The organism is Neobacillus niacini (assembly GCF_030817595.1).
Classification (GTDB): domain Bacteria; phylum Bacillota; class Bacilli; order Bacillales; family Cytobacillaceae; genus Neobacillus; species Neobacillus niacini_G.
In genome coordinates this window covers 101,439-118,418 of record NZ_JAUSZN010000001.1, presented here as the reverse complement: position 1 = coordinate 118,418, position 16,980 = coordinate 101,439, and the positions used below count along the sequence as shown (strand labels likewise).

Genomic DNA, 16,980 nt, shown 5'->3' with positions numbered 1-16,980 from the left:
CCTTAAAGAGTACCTCTTGCACCACAGCTAGGTATTTTTGGAGTTCCTAATGATCATGTATAATCGGTACTAATTTTTCTAGTCACAATTTAATTGATGACACTACGATTTTCTATGAAGAAGCAGGGGCAGTTTCTTAACTTCCATTAAGCCGAGAACCCCCTCTCTTCATGTCTTTACCTTAAAACAAAAAGGATTTTCAACCGGAACCCATCGAAATGCCTGCTGTTTGTTTTTTTGTCAGTTTATCATTTTTTAATCCATTCAATTAGTTCAGATACAGCGTCCTCGAAATCAATGACAATTGTTCCATCTTCAGGAATTTCTCCCATGGTGTTTTCAAATTCATCAATCCTTACGGTTAGTTCCTCAATATCCTTATGGAATGGTTGGTTCTTTTTCTTATATTGTTTCGCTTTTTGCAGAAGGTCACTGAATTGTTGATCTTCTCTGATATCATCAATGCCACTCCAAACCTCATGCAAAGCAGTTTCTAAGTTTTGCACAGATTGGCGCAGCTTTTTCAATTTCTCAATGGTTATATCCATTCGCTAGAACCTGCCTTCCTAATTCAAATCCATTTCATTTACTAATTTCTTTAACTGAATTAACTCCTCTTTAGATAGGGTAACTCCTTTGCCCATTTTCTCATGGTTTTGGTCCCAATCACGTAAATCATATTTCGGTTCACGGTCATTCCAACTGATGAGATTTAGTTCCTTATTCCATCCTTTTACACCTTCTGAAATAATACCAATCGTTTCTTTTATTTCATATTTTAAATTCGCCATGATTGCACCCCTCATAATTTCTATAAATTAATCTTCCCTTTAAAAAAAACAAAATGTAAATGGGCTTTCCAAAGGAAGCCCATTTTGTTCCATTTGCTATTAAATTACGTTAACAAAAAACACCACACAACCGCTTAAACGCGTTTCTGGAATAAAGTATGTAACGAAAAAAATTAATGGAGGTGAAAGTCAACGATGATACTATCCTCCATCCCTATCTCCTTCAAATAGGTGACAATCTCCTGGTGTGCTGGATGGGGACCATAGTTGTCCAATGAAGCTTTGTCCTCAAATCTTACCGTTAATCCGATTTCATACCCTTTGCTTCTGTTTGAAAAATTAAAGCCCTGTTGAATGTCGAGAATACCTGGGATCTTATTTTTTAACTGTAAGGTCCTGTGAATTAGTTCTCCCTTTTGTTCCTTCGTGGTATGAGGTGAAAATTTTAGTAAAACAATATGTTCTACCATTATAGAACTCCAACTTTTCGGTTTAGAATATCTTTGTCAAAACCAGCAATTTGCTTGTACTTATTCGCTATTTCTTCTAATTCACGCTGGGCAATAACATCGTGTAGATTTACGAAACCATTCGGAGCACGTTCTTCTACAATTTGCATAACCTCTTCTGGCCCATTTTTTCGATTTGCAAAAACAATCTTAGATGTCGCTTCTAATCTCGCTTCTTCATAAGCTATCAATGCCATTTCGGCATCCGGCTGCCCCAGGATGGCTTGTCCTAAAGCATCTGCATCGAGAATTGCCTGCGAAGCACCATTTGATCCAATTGGATACATCGGGTGGGCTGCATCTCCTAGTAATGTTACCCGGTCAAACGACCATTGAGGCAGAGGATCACGGTCGACCATCGGGAATTCAAAAACAGTTTCGGTCTCCGCAATTAATTTAGGCACATTCAGCCAGCCAAAATCCCAGGATGAAAAAGCGGGAGCAAATTTCTCTTTGTCGATTTTCTTGTTCCAGTCCGCGCGTGACGGCATTTCATCCTGCACTGACACTTCTGCAATCCAATTAACAAGCGAACGCCCTTTTGCAGCACTGTCAGGACACACCGGGTAAGCAACAAATTTTTGGTCTTGGTAACCTGCCATAATCATGGATTTACCTGTTAAAAATGGAGCAGACTCGGTCATACCACGCCATAAAATCCTGCCGCTGAACTTCGGTAATCCTTCATCTGGATAGTAGAATTTCCTTACAGTTGAATGGATGCCATCGGCGGCAATCAAAATATCTGCGCTATATGAACCTAACTTTTCCCCTGTTTTTCGATTTTCAAACTGAGCTGTTACTTTGCCTCCCATCATTTGAAAAGATTTTAAATGATGCCCAGTATATACAGCATTTTCTCCCACCTGTTTTTTAACCGCATTTAGCAATAGCATTTGCAGACGTCCTCTATGTATCGAGTATTGAGGCCACTGGTATCCTGCGTCTACTCCCCTCGGTTCCTGCCAGATATTCTTTCCGAATTTATTTACATAGATGAGCTCTGCTGTAGGTAAACCTGTTTTACTGAGTTCATCTGCCAAACCCAATTCCGTCAAAACTTTAACGGCATGAGGCAGAAGATTAATCCCTACTCCGAGAGCAGTAATATTTTCCACACTTTCAAAGACTCGCACTGACACGCCAACGCGTTGAAGCCTGAGAGCAGTCGTGAGTCCTCCAATGCCGCCTCCAACAATGATTGCACTTTTAACTTTAGACAAATCCATCCCTCCAAGAAGCAAAAGATTTTATTATGTATTTCGTTAGTAGATTTTTGAACTATTCTTAATTTTACAATAGTAGACAAATATTTCAACATTAATTTGTTATCTTCCAACTTTCGCTTCAACCAATAGGTACCAACTCTTACTCTCGTAAAAAATAATTCTAAGAAAAATATCCGATTTTTAAAAAAATGATGGTCATTTTTATTCGTTGTGTTATATAATAACTAATAATAATAAACCTGTTATATAACATTTAGAAAAGAGGTAATGGAGATGAACAAAACAGATTCAATTGCACGTAGAATTCTAGGTTGGAAGTTAAATCGGTGGGATCGTTGGTTTGATTATGAAAAGGGTGTTTTCATTCATGATTTGGAATTTCAACCTGAGCATAACCTTGAACATGCGATGTTGATCGTTAAAAGGCTGGAGGAATTCGGGTTTACTTTTTCTACAGCTGGAGAATCTGAAGTCTGCTTCAATAACATTCGCGCAAAGGGTGAAACATTAGCACAAGCCATTACCAATGCAGCCTATTCCATCATTGAACAACACTCCGTCGCCAACACCACTAGAATCTGGAGCACCCTGTGCTAACACGTTTGTAAAATTCCTCCATTTTAAAATATCAATCTACTAAAGCCTGAAGCTATGATAAAATCTAGTAAGATATAATACACCTGAGAGGAATAAAACAACGATGATATACGTTTGGGCGATTATAATAAGTGCTGTAGTAACCATTCTTTTTGATATGATTTATTCCAAAATTCAACATGAGCGGGAAGTAGAGAAATCGTGGCAAGCCTTGAATGACCAGCATGAACGTGAAGGAAGACCTCGTTTAGACCAGATGGATCGTGAAGATGAAGGAAAATAGATAGCAAAAAGAGCCCTAAGACATTTGCCTTAGGACTCTTTTACTATTATTCTTTCTCACCGACAACTGTAAATCTTTCATTAAGGTGCTTTGGATTTTCAACTTCATCTACTACCGCAATGGCAAAATCACCATAGCTGATATAACTTTCCCCTTTGGAATTAACAAGAAGGTTATCCTTCCCTGACTGATAAGAACCTGTTCTTTTTCCTTCCGCATCAAATACAGCCGAAGGACTAATAAATGTCCATATTAAATCATTTGTATTTTGTAATTCTTGCAGGTTCCTTCCTTGACCGTTAGCTGTTGGTTTAACGAAATCCGGAAATTCAGGAGTATCAATCAATCTTACTGTTTTGTTCTCGTCGACAAAAAGACTTCCAGCTCCTCCAACAACTAATAATCTTGTTTTTGTTCCTTTTAACGCCTCGATTAACGCATGACCCGCATCCACATGAGCTTGTTCCTCACCAAGCGGTGCTCCAAAGGCATTTATAACCACATCAAACGCTGTTAAATCATCAGCTGTCAAATCGAATACATCTTTCTCGATGACGTCTGTATTTTTATCTTGAAGTTTTGAAGCATTTCTTACGATTGCTGTGACGTTATGCCCTCTGCTTACTGCTTCTCTCAATATCAGACTTCCTGCTTTTCCACTTGCTCCAACAATTGCTATTTTCATTGTCATTTCCTCCATTTAATGATTTATTTGACTCGTTGCCTTTTTTATTACTGGAGCAACCTCAGTTGCTAATAGTTCGATGTTTTTCGCTACTTTATGATAAGGTAACCCGCCTATATCCACTTGAGCTAGAAAACGTTTATGACCAAAAAGCTCATGCTGATGAAGAACCTTCTCCACAATTTGCTGCGGACTTCCTACGAACAAAGCGGTATTAGGACTTGCCATATGCTCAAAGTCTGCCCTTGACATCCTTGAGCCCATCCCTCTTTGGAGATTCACATAGGACCAATAATTTGAATAGTAAGGGAAGAACTCGTCTTTGGCTTGCTGAGTCGTTTCAGAAATGTAGGCATGACCTGTTACACCCACTTTTAAAGATTCAGATGAATGACCTGCTTCCATTCCCGCCTTCCGATAAAGATCTACCAGCGGCTTGAAACGCAATGGATCTTCACCTAAAATGGCCAGCGCCATTCCAACGCCAAATTTCCCAGCACGGACGGCACTCTCAGACGTCCCGCCAACACCAATCCAAATCGGTATTTCCTCTTGTATAGGTCGCGGTGAAATTTCTGCATTTCTTAACGGAGAACGAAAATTACCTGACCAACTGACTCTTTCATTTCTATTTAGCTGTAAGAGCAATTCCATATGTTCAGTAAAAAGCTCATCATAGTCGTTCGTACTGTATCCAAATAGCGGAAATGATTCGATAAATGCTCCTCGGCCAGCCAAGATTTCTGCACGGCCATCTGAAAGTAAATCCAATGTAGCAAAATCCGCAAATAAGCGTACTGGGTCAAGTGTACTTAACACACTTGTCGTACTGGTTAGTTTAATCCGATTTGTTGCTTGTGTAATAGCAGCTAAAACAACTGCAGGAGAAGAAGAAGCATAATCCAAACGATGATGTTCTCCTACCCCATAAACGTCTAGACCAGCATCATCTGCAAGCTTTGCTGCTTGAATCATTTCATTCATTCTTTGCTTGGGTGTTATTGTTTTACTCGTCAAGGGATCCGGACCAATATCTGCAAGTGTATAGATTCCTATTTCAATGCCGTTATGATTAGTAGTAGACACTCGGAGTCCTCCTTTATCTTAAACTGCTAACTGTACTTGGTTTCCTGAAGGGTCATGGGTAATAATAGTATTGTTTACTTCCATCACATCTGCACCAATCTTTTTCAAATTAGATACGCATTTGTTACGAGCTTCTTCATTCGGCAAAATGAGTGTAAACGATTCTAAACCTACACTTTTTACGGCTGGAGTTGGTGCCCCTGCCCCGTTCCATGTATTGACCCCAATATGATGATGATACTTTCCAGCGGAAAGGAACAGCGCCTGCCCGCCATATCGATTGACCACATCAAATCCAAGTCCTTTTACATAAAATTCTTCTGTCTTCTTTAATTCAGAAACATGTAAATGAATATGCCCCATTACTGTTCCAACTGGCATTCCCTTCCATTTTTCGCCTGGTTTAACAGCGGTTAAAAGATTTTCAAAATTTAGTGGATCTACCGTCATCGCCACTTTTTGGCCTTTCCAGCTCCATTCAGAAGGATCTCGATCGATATAAATCTCAATACCGTTTCCATCTGGATCATTTAAATACAATGCCTCACTTACAAGGTGATCTGAAGAGCCAAATTTTATCCCCTTGTTCACCAATTGAATCACAATTTTGGCTAAGTCCGGTCTTTCTGGCAGCAGGATAGCGAAATGATATAAGCCTGTTGTTCTTCCCTGTTTTGGAATGACGTTGTCAGGTTGTTCAAGTGATAAAATGCTTGTTTTTCCATCACTTGTTAGTTTTGCTGTTGAAATCGTTTGTTCTAAAATATCGAAACCAAGAACATCTTGACAAAATTTTAATGAACGTGCTAAGTTTTCTACCTTGATTTTGACATGCCCCACAAATGTTGTTGGTTTAGTATGAAATCCCATAAAAACCCTCCTATAGTCATTTTTCTTATGAAAATTTGTCAGATAGCAAACAAATACAAGTTAGTTACTTTATGTAAGTAAGTGTATTAATGTTATTATATATTGTCAAGTAACTATATTTACTTTTGTTAACGAATGACATTTTGTGGTATACTCTTTATAAGAGAGGTGTAATGTAGAATGAAACAACCTACTATATGTCCAAAATTTGAAAAAGCCATCTCCCTTCTCAGTCAAAGATGGAGTGCGTTAGTTATTTATCAACTATTATCTGGTTCACAGCGGTTTACTGAAATTCAGTCTGCTATTGGGATTAGTGGAAAGGTTTTATCCGATCGTTTAAAGGATTTAGAACACCAAGGAGTAGTAAAACGTGAGGTTATACCTGAAACACCAGTGATTATTGAATACTCTTTAACCGAAAAAGGTCGTTCACTTGAACCCGTTTTACGAGAAATAGAGAGCTGGTCTCAGCTGTGGGTGAAACCGGAAAGTGAGCTATCCTAAATGCTGACGTATTATGGAAAAAAAAATAAACCGAAAAATGACATTTTCAAAAAAAAGAGCAGGATACCTACGTAAGGTTCCTGCTCTTGTCTATTTCGTTTGGTGAATGCTTTTAAGCAAATTTTTAAAATAGCTCTTCAGCTAATAATGTATAAGAACGGATTTTGTCCTTAAAGTTATAGATATTTGTAATAATCATGAACTCATCGGTTTGGTATTTTTCACTCAACCGTTGAAGTTCTGTTTTGACCTTCTGTGGTGTACCAATAATCATCCGTCTTCTATTTTTATGTATCTTCATTCTTTCATCGGCTGTTAAGGAGATTTTCATTGCCTCTTCGATCGATGGAATCCTGGTATCGATCCCCTTTTCAACACCAAGCAGCCATAAATCCTGACTCAACGCTAATTCTTCCGCTTCTACTTGGGTTTCGGCACATACCACAAATACACAAACATTCGTTTTAGGTTTTTGTAAAAAAGGCGATGGCTGAAAATGGGTGGAATAATAGTCCATAGCCCGGAGACCATTATCCGGAATAATGAAATGTCCATAGGTGAATGCAGTCCCATATTCCGCAGCCATCCTTGCCCCGCGATGCGAAATTCCCAGAATCCACATTTCCGGCAAACTTTCTATAGCAGGATAGGCTTTAACATCATGAAAACTGTGCTCATTGGGTAGTTGATTTAGCAAAAACCTCTGTAAATCTTGAACCTGCCTGGGGAATTCGTTTAGGCTTTTTCGGTTCCCATCAGTTAATGCCATCCGTGTGTTCGGGGACCCTCCGGGAGAACGTCCAATTCCGGCATCGATTCTGTTTGGAAACAGTGCTTCTAATACCTTGAAGTTCTCGGCAATTTTATATGGGCTATACTGTGGCAGCAACACTCCGCCTGAACCTACCCGAATTTTATTAGTATTTGAAGCGATATGAGATATCAAGATTTCCGGTGAGGAACCAGCGATTCCATTTGTATTATGATGTTCCGCCACCCAAAACCGTGTATATCCCAGCTCTTCTGTTACTTGAGCAAGTTTTACCGTGTTTTGTAAAGCAGTGCGTGCGGAATCCCCTTTACTGATGACGGATTGGTCGAGAACGCTTAATTTCAATGAATTCCCTCCACCATTTTAGATTGTATAGTCTTATTTTTCAGACAAAAAACGTGTCTTAAGATAATAAAAAACCCCATCTTCATCACATGTGAAATCAGTAACATCATCGGTGATTTCTTTAATTCGATCAGGAGCATTTTTCATGGCTACCGAATAATGAACGAGTCTCAGCATTGGCAGGTCATTATCACTATCGCCTATTGCCATTGTTTCTGTGTCTGACAAATTAAAGTGTTTTAACATTTGCTGAATCCCTGTTGCCTTATTCACGTTAGCTACCATGACCTCGACGTTATGATTAGACGAAATCGAGGTGGTAAAGTCTATTTCCTTCTTTAATTGTTCTAGTTCTTCTTTCCATCGATTGATATGTTCCTTTGACTTAGCAAAGAAATAGAACTTAGAAAATTCATGTCCAACAATCTCATCCACCCACATAATTTTCTCTTTAATCGCTTCTTTCCGGGAAAGCCACTCATTGATGCCGACACTTTCGGGCTTTGGTTCTGTTATCTCATTTTCAACATAACTTTGATCCTGTTCTAATGTGATACGGTCATATCCATACGGAAATAATTCGTAATAGACTTTGCTTTCCCTTGCTCTTTTAATTACTTCCTCCACCAGGTTAAGCGGAAGAGAATGTTTAAAGATTACCTCATTACCAACATATCCAGCCATTCCATTTGAAGTTACGACTCCATCTACTTCAAAACCAGCCGGTACAATTCCCTCGATTTCATCAAACGCTCTGCCCGTTGCGATAAAAACATATATCCCCTGATTGCGCAGCTGGTCAATGACATCCTTCGTATGTATACTTACCTGATTTTGATGATTTAAGATTGTGCCATCCATGTCTAAAAAAATCGCCTTTGGTTTAAATTCCATCTGTATTTCCCCCTATGTTCTGAAAAAGTTCATTAAGTAAGTATACACTTAGACAATACCCGAAACAATTTAGAAAAAAATAACTACTACAAGCAAAAAAATGAGTAAGGATGGAAGTCCCTACTCTTCAGCAAACATTTTATTTAACCAGCATTTCGGTATTTTCAGTTTTGACCTGTCTATTTTTCCAGGTTCGTAACCATGCAATCATTATTTCTTTTAATTCAGAATCAATAGGTTGTTTTAGTGATTTTTTATTATTATTCATTATTTTGCTGAAGCTGTATTCCACATCTGTCTTTCGAAGCATATGAGTCATGTCTTGTATAATATGCGTTTCACATTCACCCTGAACAAGCCTCTTTATCTTTTCTAAATCACTAACCTTTACGTTTACATCCTTTGTACCAGTTATAGCAAGAACAGGACAAGTGACATTTTGCAGCGGTTTTGATACGTCAAAATGTATATGCTCTCTATTCCATTTCGCGTTGATTTTTTTCCCTTTATACTTTATAACCGGCGCGTCCGTGCCAAGTAGTGCCTGTATTATGTCTTCATTCATTTTTGTAATTTTTTGATCTACTTTTAATAATCGAATTATCCATCCTTGAAATCCTTTTACAGATCTTACATCCTTGATTATTTCCTCGCGTTGCCAGGTCAAGGTTTCTGATAACGGTTCAGCTGTGCCTGCAAGAAGAATCATTCCATCTACTGAAACCTTTTCATTCACGAATGGTGCGATAATACTTCCCTCACTGTGGTCTAGTAAAATCACATTCTCTGAGTCTATGTTTGGATGCTGTTTAGCAAATTCTACTACAGCCTGTGCATCGTTGATTAAATCGTGCACGCCCATTTCGTAAAAATCCCCTTTACTGGCACCTATCCCCCTTTTATCATACCGAATACTGGCGAATCCTTCTGCCACCACTAGATCACTTAATTGCTTAAAGATATTCATAGGCATGCCTTTAGCATTCGAATCTCGATCCGTTGGACCACTTCCATGTACCATAACAACCAAAGGGTACTTTTCATTTGACCCTTCTGGAATCGTTAAGGTTGCCGCTAACGGAAATTCTGCTTCTATCATCACTTCCATCTCTTTACCCATCACTCGCATCATCCTTATACATTTCATTTTAAAATAAGCAATTACAGATAGTACGTCTAGGGCAGGAAAATTGTTCATAATTTTTTTTAAATGATTCTATTAGAATTTATTCCAAGAATGCAGCCAGTATGAATGGAAGCCATGGTTTGTCTGTATAAAAAAACTACAAAAAAAGACTGCTGAATTGTTATTACAATTCAGCAGTCTTGTAGGGTTGGATACCATTCTAAACTCTCTTTGCATTTGTCGCAAATGCTGAAATTTTTCGTTTCTTTATCATCTGACGAATATTGGAGATGCTGAAGATTACTAAAGCCAGCCAGATGAATGAAAAAGTAACCGCATGATCCTTCGTAAACGCCTCTCCGTAAATAAGTACTCCAAGCAGTAAACTAATAGTCGGAGCAATATATTGTAAGAAGCCCACTAGGTAAAGTGGAATCTTCTGTGCTCCAATCCCAAACCATAAAAGCGGTAAGGCTGTAGCGATACCCGATCCTAGTAAAAATAAATCATTCTTAAGAGACCCGGTTGCAAAGCTATGCTGACCATTTACACCTAAATACGCTAAAAACAATAAAGCAAACGGTACAATAAACAATGTTTCCAGCAGTAAGCCTAGAATGGAATCTACTATTATTAATTTTTTTGACAGTCCATAAAAACCAAAGGATAAGGCTAATATTAGTGCAATCCATGGGAAAGTTCCAAGTGAAAGCGTCATATAGACTACACCGATTCCGGCTACCACAAATGAGACTGCCTGCCATCTATTCATCTTTTCACCTAGTATAAAAACCCCTAACAATACCGCGACAAGCGGATTGATAAAGTAGCCTAAGCTAGCCTCCACGATGTGGTTCGAATTCACCGCAAAGATATAGACGAACCAGTTAATACTAATTAATAGAGAAGCAAGGAAAAGTCCCAGCCATGTTTTTTTCTGCTTCATTTGAACTTGGAAAAAGTTTTTTAATAGTTTTCGCTTCAAAAGACCTACAATAAGTAAAATGAAAACAAACGACCAAATGACTCGATGCGCTAAAATCTCAAGCGCTGAAACTTGGTCAATAAATTTCCAGTAGATCGGTAAAACTCCCCAAAATATATACGCACCTGCAGTATAGTAAATGCCTTTTGTATTTTCACGTTCCATCTCTGTTTTTCACCTAGTTTCTGTTTTATCGTAGCTGGTAACTCTTAAAAAACACATGTAATTATATCACACTATTCTTTTTGTGCCAGGATTATAACACTTCTCAATTACTGTAAAATTTACTATTACCAATGACTCATTAACAGGAAGTATCTTCATGTTAAACTTTATAGGAATGTTTTTTTCCAACAAATACATAATTGTACAAGCAAGAGGAGGATATGTGTGAAACGACATAGCTTTTTTTTCTTGCTGCTCATTTCGTTAATCCTATCGGCATGCAGTAATGAAAAAGAAAATGCGACCATAAAACCTGTTGTGAAGCAAAACGTAGAAAAGCAGGAAACTAGGTTAAAAGAGGTAGAGAATATAAATTTAGAAATATCTAAGGAAACTTTGATGAGTTTGCCATCTGGGACGTTAATGGCTGATCTCTCATATGAAGAAGATATTAAAGAAATTAGCAACGATATTCCTGAACTTGAACCTGATATTAAAAGCCAATTACCATCACAGCTACAACAATTGACAAAAGACTCTGATGATCTGGACACTATAAAAAAAGGATTGGTAGGCCTGCTTGCCAGTCCCCACTATAGGCAGGTCATTGAAAGCAGCATCGCTTATCAACCTAATTTTGAAGAACCATACCTCCCGGATCCGACCAGGTCTGAGGGTGACGAAGAAATAACAACTACCAAAAAGGCAATTATCCTCCTCGATGCCAGTTCGAGCATGCTGCTGCAATCAGGTGACAGGGTAAAAATGGACATTGCAAAGGATGCTGTTAAAAGCTTTGCGCAAACCATCGGGCAATCAAGCGAGGTTTCTCTCGTCGTGTATGGCCATAAGGGCTCTGAAAGTGATGAAGATATGTTCGTATCATGCTCGGCAATTGAGGAGCTTTATCCAATGGGTAAGTATTCAAAACAAGATTTCCAGACGGCTGTTGACTCATTTGAAAGTAAAGGTTGGACACCACTCGCAGGTGCGATTCAAAAAGCTGCAGAAATGAGCAGTAATTATCTGGAAGGCACAACGATTTATATTGTCAGTGACGGAGCAGAAACATGTGACGGGGATCCTATCCAAGCCAGCAGAGATTTAGCTGCAAAAAACAGCAACAATACCGTCAACATTATCGGTTTTGATGTCGACGGCAATACAGAAGATCAATTAAAAGCCGTTGCCGAGGCAGGAAACGGCGAGTACTTTAAAGCTGACAGTCCGAAAGAATTGAAAAATACGATCCAATATGAATGGCTTCCCTCCACACTTGATTTGGCATGGGCCTTTACCATGGCACCTGATGGTTGGGAATTAGGTGATGAGTACAAAATTGGGGAACAGTATCCATTACAGCTATGGACCATCGGCCGACGCGAGTCACATCGATTAAGAGATGCCATTACCATAATGGGTGAAAATAATTGGATTACCGATGAACAGGAAACAGAACTAAGAGATTGGGCCATGGAACGTGGTGACGCTATAAAAGAAGTCTATATTTCAATGGCTAAGGAAAATCGAGATAAAGCCGATGCCAAAAGCAAAGAAATTCGGCAGAGAATCGATGAATGGGTTGCAAAGATGAAGGAATTGAAACAACAGGGTGGAGATATTTGGTAGGCAGTGAGTAAGATTTTCTTAGAGCAACACAATGAACCTGGTAATAACATACCTTTAGTAGGTAAGGGAGGACAGTAATCATCTGTTCGCCCTTACCATTTTCAATTGAGTTTTCTACTATTATTACTTGTAATAAACACGTAAAAGATTCCAGTCAGTGTTTGAGTTAGTAAAAATATAGGAAAAGAATACGACAAATGATAATTATTTTGATAGGTAAGAATATGAAGAAGTGTAGCTACCCATTGAACGGTAATACCAATTAGGGACCAAGCTGTAATATAAAACATAAATGTTATTTTATTAATCCGTAACACATGATAAAAATACATAAAAAAGTAACCAAACGGTGCAAATAGCGAATAATAGAATAGGTCAAATAATTCATAGTGGTTTGTATCATTTTGCTTGTAAAAATCTACCAGACCTCCACCAATCGTAAAATCAAACAACATACCTGTAGATAAACCTGCAAGTACACTTATAAAAGCTACTTCCCTACTTAGTTTTTTTGGTAAAAACATCATTAACGAGTAGCCAATCACATTCATGACGATGAGGGATATTTCATTTAGGCTAAAGTTTCCAATCCAAATCATTTAATTTTTAGCTCCTTTTAAAACAAATGAATTGTAACAATATAAAATAAAATATCCTAACAAATGTAACAAGACATAATATAGATAATCATAAATTAAATTCCATTGATGAAAATAGACCACATCAAAACTTAGGAGAACGATTTTAATTAAAACTAAAACAAAGGAAGTAATAAGGATTGCAGTAATTTTCATAACTACTGACGAGTTTCTAGGTATACTACTCATGCCAATTACAATATAGAATGGAGTAATCAGGGTGCGATGAATAATATATGCTGAAAAATTTAGTGGAACATTTGAATATGTAATATATTTTAGTTCATCATTTGTAATCCAACTCCGGTTAATATCAATAATAAATATGAAGAAAATGATTGCCGAAATTTCGATTTTTGAGAATGATTTCTTCATAGCGTAAAGGATTGTAATACCTAGCCACGCTAAATAGACAATGATTGATAATGCCATCGAACATCCACCTCTATTTTCTTTCATCACCTACATTTAAGCTTTGAATAAATGAAATCATTTATTCAATTAAATGCCAATTTATTTTTTTGACGTTAAAGAAATACTGGAACAATAGATAAACCCATGTTCTTGGCAGACAAAACTCACATTAATAAAAAATGACATATGTCGGTCCATATGTCATTTTCCCGTATGAATACCTTAATGGGAGTACTTTTCTGCTCTGGATTTGCGAATATAATGGATAATAAATGTCACTATAAATGATAAAACCAAGAAACCGATAAAAATTTCGTTTGCAATGTGAATATCCACGAGGGTTAATCCCATTTTAATCGCAATAAAGGTAATCAAAATATAGGCAGTTGTTTCAAGCTCAGGTACTCTGTCCATTAATGCGATGAAGAAGGTTGCCACACCCCTCATGAGTAGGATTCCAATCATACCTCCAAGTAAGATGACCCATACTTCTTCAGATACGGCAAGGGCAGTCAAAATACTATCGACGGAAAAGGCTAAATCCATAAGCTCTACAGAGATTACCGTGGCCCAGAAGAAACCAAATGTCTTTACCAGCCATCCTTTTGGTTGTACCTCTTCTTCCGCTTCTCCACCATCCTTGTGAAGCAGCTTGTCCTTAAAGAATTTAACGGCAAGCCATAACAAGTAAAGGGCACCGATTAATTTGATCCACCAAAGTTTAATTAAAAATGTTCCTAATCCGATGAAGATGAATCGAAATATATAAGCTCCCCAAAGACCATATACTAGGGCTTTCTTTTGCTGCTCTTTTGGTAATGGTTTTACAAATGCAGACAACACTAACGCATTATCCGCAGATAAGATACATTCCAGGACGGCTAACGAAAGTATTAATCCCCAAGCTTTTGGTGAAGTTAACACCTCCGCCCACATATGCCAATCTAACATCGATGCGTAGGTTGATACAATGCCTTCCCACATTAAGCATTTCTCCTTTTAGTTTTACAATTCTACGTTCATTATGCATTTCTTCCTTGACGTTTAGTCACTATGCTCAGTCCATTTTTTCCAGCAAATTATTTAATATTTTGAGACCATTGATGATGTCGTGTAACGATTGGTCAGTTTCCCCATGAATGGCTTTTGAAATTTTCTCGATTAATTCTGAATTGATCTCATCTACCACACTTTTGCCCTTATCTGATAACGCCACCTTTACCACTCTTTCATCGCCTTCATCTCTTACACGTGCAAGAAGTCCTTTACCTTCAAGCTTTTTGCACATGGTTGAAATATTGGTTCCAGCAATATGCAGCCGGGCGGCTAAAGTGCCGATTGTGTGCGAACCATGCTGCTCAATTTCTAGAAGAATTCTTCCTTGCAACGTGGTAATCCCATGGTGATCACATAGAATGCTTATTAAATTACTTGTTCTTTCATTTATTTGCCTTGTATAGCTCCAAAGGATATTTTTAAAATTGATTACATCCATGGCTACCTCCTTTAGATATAATTCATAATATATATATTCTATATATATTATAGATCATAATGTTTTCTTTATCAAACTGTTATGTTATCAACACTTTTCTAAAAAAAAGGGCAATTTATTAACAATATTATGGAAACACTAACTGAATATGTATAATCACGATATTAGAAGGAGGTAGATGTTTTGGAACATACGTGGCTTTCTCTTTTACCATTTATCATTGTAATTGCCATGTCCATCTGGCTAAAAAACATCTTACCGGGTCTAGTCGTTGGACTTGTGGTTGGTTCTTTGATCTTCACATCGGATTTATTAGATGGAACGATTCAAAGTGTTTCCTATATGGTCACCACCCTGTCAGATGAGACCAATATAAAAATTATTGGATTTCTCTACTTGTTTGGCGGTCTGGTGGGAATGATGAACATTTCTGGAGGGATTAAAGGTTTTTCAGAATGGGTTGGCACGAAGATAAAGAATGAACGCGGACTTCTCGGTTTGATCTGGCTGACTCTCCCCTTTACCTTTATGATGCCGATGTTTCGAATTATGATGATAGGACCTGTCGTCAAATCTCTTGCGAAAAAAATGAATGTCTCGAAGCAAAAAGTTGGATTGACGATGGACATATCAACGGAATCCGTTATCGTCCTCTTACCAGTCGCGACCGCATTTGTTGGGTTTATGGTTTCTTTGGTAGAAGGCAGTATTCGGGATTTGGATTTTGGCATGTCGCCCTATGAAGTATTCTTACTAAGCATTCTGTTTAACTTTTTTGCGATAACCACGTTAATCATTGGATTAATCCAAACCTTTTGGAATCGTGGTAAGAAGGATTCGAGTGTAAAAGGTGTTCAAGAGCAGTTAGAAGAGGAAGAGCATGAATTTCACCGCATTGGTATTAAAAAAGAATTGTCGATGGTAAAAGCGCAGCCTTGGAACTTGATTGTTCCTGTTTTTTTACTATTAGGGTTATCACTGTTTTTGTTGTGGCAGGATGGGAGGAGTAAAGGAGCAAAAACCGTATTCGATGCCTTTTCTATCGCAGACGCCACCTTTGTCATGCTATTAGCGGTTTTTATCACACTGATCCTATCCTTCATTTTTTATATTATTAGAAGGCAGCATCTTAGTGAGTTATTGTACCATTTTTATGATGGCGGGAATCAGATGATGGAAGCCATTAGCTTACTAGTGCTGATTTGGTCATTAACCCTTTCAGCTGAGGACCTAGGTTTTTCTACCTTTATTAGTTCAACTTTAGGTGCCTTTCTACCAGCTTGGTTAACTCCGGCAACGATCTTCCTGCTCGGCTCTGTGGTAGGCTACTTCATTGGTTCCTCGTGGGGAACATGGGGATTATTTATGCCGTTGGGTGTTAGTCTGGCGGTCTCAACCGGTGCGTCCATCCCGTTAACTGTAGGTGCTGTGTTTGCTAGTGGAGCCTTTGGGGCATTGGCCTCACCTTTAGGAGACACGACGATTACGACCGCTTCCATAATGGATTTGCCAATTGTTGAATACGCGCGATATAAATTGAAGGTTTCTGTAATAGGAGGAGTAATTTCAATCGTCTTCTATCTTGCGGCTGCCTTCTTTATATGAATTGTGAAATGAATTAAGCACAGAAAACTATTAAAGGATTTGTCCTTTATATAGCGGCTTAAGGACAAATCTCACTAAGCTACTCATTGATTTGTCCTTCATAGAGCGGCTTAAGGACAAATCTCACTAAGCTACTCATTGATTTGTCCTTCATTGAGTGTCTTAAGGACAAATCTCGGTATGCTACTCATTGATTTGTCCTTCATAAAGCGTCTTAAGGACATATCTCAGTATGCTACCCATTGATTTGTCCTTCATAGAGCGGCTTAAGGGATTAAGTCCATATAATTGTGTAAAAAGAAAGAGTCATTTTATTCACTCTTGGCAACACTGTTTTCAGCGACGATAAACAATG

At 38.1% G+C, this 16,980-nt stretch carries 20 protein-coding genes; 5 read left to right on the top strand and 15 right to left on the bottom strand.

The window, feature by feature from the left end; all coding sequences use genetic code 11:
* Positions 1-248: 248 nt before the first annotated feature.
* The 4 genes from QFZ31_RS00735 to QFZ31_RS00720 all read right to left on the bottom strand — a co-directional run bounded on the left by QFZ31_RS00735 (position 249) and on the right by QFZ31_RS00720 (position 2,523).
* Positions 249-548, bottom strand: coding sequence for a hypothetical protein (locus QFZ31_RS00735; protein ID WP_307300005.1), 300 nt, complete (start codon positions 546-548; stop codon positions 249-251).
* A gap of 18 nt (positions 549-566) precedes the next feature.
* Entirely contained in the window at positions 567-791 is a 225-nt protein-coding gene (locus tag QFZ31_RS00730; protein ID WP_307300004.1) for a YdbC family protein, read from the bottom strand.
* A 173-nt stretch (positions 792-964) separates the two neighbouring features.
* Positions 965-1,261, bottom strand: a complete 297-nt coding sequence (locus tag QFZ31_RS00725) for a Dabb family protein (RefSeq protein WP_307300003.1) — start codon at positions 1,259-1,261, stop codon at positions 965-967.
* The gene (locus QFZ31_RS00720; RefSeq protein ID WP_307300002.1) at positions 1,261-2,523 is read right to left on the bottom strand and encodes a flavin-dependent oxidoreductase; all 1,263 of its coding nucleotides are present in this window, start codon (positions 2,521-2,523) and stop codon (positions 1,261-1,263) included. Before QFZ31_RS00720 ends, QFZ31_RS00725 begins: the two co-directional genes overlap by 1 nt.
* Before the next feature lie 279 nt (positions 2,524-2,802).
* On the opposite strand from QFZ31_RS00720, the gene QFZ31_RS00715 reads away from it, so the two are divergent.
* Positions 2,803-3,126: a BC1872 family protein gene (locus tag QFZ31_RS00715; RefSeq protein ID WP_307300001.1), complete on the top strand. Its 324-nt coding sequence runs from the start codon at positions 2,803-2,805 to the stop codon at positions 3,124-3,126.
* Between the two features lie 103 nt (positions 3,127-3,229).
* Positions 3,230-3,409 carry a hypothetical protein gene (locus QFZ31_RS00710; protein ID WP_307300000.1) on the top strand — a complete coding sequence of 60 codons (180 nt, stop codon included), beginning with the start codon at positions 3,230-3,232 and terminating at the stop codon, positions 3,407-3,409.
* A gap of 46 nt (positions 3,410-3,455) precedes the next feature.
* Here QFZ31_RS00710 and QFZ31_RS00705 read toward each other — a convergent pair whose 3' ends face one another.
* Genes QFZ31_RS00705 through QFZ31_RS00695 form a run of 3 tightly spaced genes read right to left on the bottom strand, consistent with a single transcriptional unit; the run spans position 3,456 to position 6,050 of the window.
* Positions 3,456-4,094: an NAD(P)-dependent oxidoreductase gene (locus QFZ31_RS00705; protein ID WP_307299999.1), complete on the bottom strand. Its 639-nt coding sequence runs from the start codon at positions 4,092-4,094 to the stop codon at positions 3,456-3,458.
* A 15-nt stretch (positions 4,095-4,109) separates the two neighbouring features.
* Complete coding sequence (locus QFZ31_RS00700) at positions 4,110-5,180, bottom strand: LLM class flavin-dependent oxidoreductase (protein WP_307299997.1); 1,071 nt, start codon at positions 5,178-5,180, stop codon at positions 4,110-4,112.
* Between the two features lie 18 nt (positions 5,181-5,198).
* Positions 5,199-6,050 carry a VOC family protein gene (locus QFZ31_RS00695; RefSeq protein WP_307299996.1) on the bottom strand — a complete coding sequence of 284 codons (852 nt, stop codon included), beginning with the start codon at positions 6,048-6,050 and terminating at the stop codon, positions 5,199-5,201.
* Between the two features lie 180 nt (positions 6,051-6,230).
* On the opposite strand from QFZ31_RS00695, the gene QFZ31_RS00690 reads away from it, so the two are divergent.
* Positions 6,231-6,557 carry a winged helix-turn-helix transcriptional regulator gene (locus QFZ31_RS00690; protein ID WP_307299995.1) on the top strand — a complete coding sequence of 109 codons (327 nt, stop codon included), beginning with the start codon at positions 6,231-6,233 and terminating at the stop codon, positions 6,555-6,557.
* 124 nt (positions 6,558-6,681) lie between these two features.
* On the opposite strand, the gene QFZ31_RS00685 is transcribed toward QFZ31_RS00690, so the two are convergent.
* The 4 genes from QFZ31_RS00685 to rarD form a co-directional block, all read right to left on the bottom strand.
* Positions 6,682-7,674, bottom strand: coding sequence for an LLM class flavin-dependent oxidoreductase (locus QFZ31_RS00685; RefSeq protein WP_307299994.1), 993 nt, complete (start codon positions 7,672-7,674; stop codon positions 6,682-6,684).
* A gap of 33 nt (positions 7,675-7,707) precedes the next feature.
* The gene (locus QFZ31_RS00680; protein ID WP_307299993.1) at positions 7,708-8,568 is read right to left on the bottom strand and encodes an HAD family hydrolase; all 861 of its coding nucleotides are present in this window, start codon (positions 8,566-8,568) and stop codon (positions 7,708-7,710) included.
* 139 nt (positions 8,569-8,707) lie between these two features.
* Positions 8,708-9,688: an alpha/beta hydrolase family protein gene (locus tag QFZ31_RS00675; protein ID WP_307299992.1), complete on the bottom strand. Its 981-nt coding sequence runs from the start codon at positions 9,686-9,688 to the stop codon at positions 8,708-8,710.
* Between the two features lie 226 nt (positions 9,689-9,914).
* Positions 9,915-10,844, bottom strand: coding sequence for an EamA family transporter RarD (rarD, locus tag QFZ31_RS00670; protein WP_307299991.1), 930 nt, complete (start codon positions 10,842-10,844; stop codon positions 9,915-9,917).
* 225 nt (positions 10,845-11,069) lie between these two features.
* On the opposite strand from rarD, the gene QFZ31_RS00665 reads away from it, so the two are divergent.
* Positions 11,070-12,473 carry a vWA domain-containing protein gene (locus QFZ31_RS00665; protein WP_307299988.1) on the top strand — a complete coding sequence of 468 codons (1,404 nt, stop codon included), beginning with the start codon at positions 11,070-11,072 and terminating at the stop codon, positions 12,471-12,473.
* A 101-nt stretch (positions 12,474-12,574) separates the two neighbouring features.
* On the opposite strand, the gene QFZ31_RS00660 is transcribed toward QFZ31_RS00665, so the two are convergent.
* The 4 genes from QFZ31_RS00660 to QFZ31_RS00645 all read right to left on the bottom strand — a co-directional run bounded on the left by QFZ31_RS00660 (position 12,575) and on the right by QFZ31_RS00645 (position 15,020).
* Positions 12,575-13,072 carry a hypothetical protein gene (locus QFZ31_RS00660; protein WP_307299986.1) on the bottom strand — a complete coding sequence of 166 codons (498 nt, stop codon included), beginning with the start codon at positions 13,070-13,072 and terminating at the stop codon, positions 12,575-12,577.
* Positions 13,073-13,543 (bottom strand): hypothetical protein, encoded by a 471-nt coding sequence (locus tag QFZ31_RS00655; RefSeq protein WP_307299983.1) that lies wholly within the window; start codon positions 13,541-13,543, stop codon positions 13,073-13,075.
* Between the two features lie 204 nt (positions 13,544-13,747).
* Positions 13,748-14,509, bottom strand: coding sequence for a TerC family protein (locus QFZ31_RS00650; protein ID WP_307299981.1), 762 nt, complete (start codon positions 14,507-14,509; stop codon positions 13,748-13,750).
* Positions 14,510-14,582: 73 nt separating this feature from the next.
* Entirely contained in the window at positions 14,583-15,020 is a 438-nt protein-coding gene (locus tag QFZ31_RS00645; protein WP_307299979.1) for a MarR family winged helix-turn-helix transcriptional regulator, read from the bottom strand.
* A 183-nt stretch (positions 15,021-15,203) separates the two neighbouring features.
* Here QFZ31_RS00645 and QFZ31_RS00640 point away from each other — a divergent pair, with 183 nt between their 5' ends.
* Complete coding sequence (locus tag QFZ31_RS00640; protein ID WP_307299977.1) at positions 15,204-16,625, top strand: Na+/H+ antiporter NhaC family protein; 1,422 nt, start codon at positions 15,204-15,206, stop codon at positions 16,623-16,625.
* Positions 16,626-16,980: the final 355 nt, after the last annotated feature.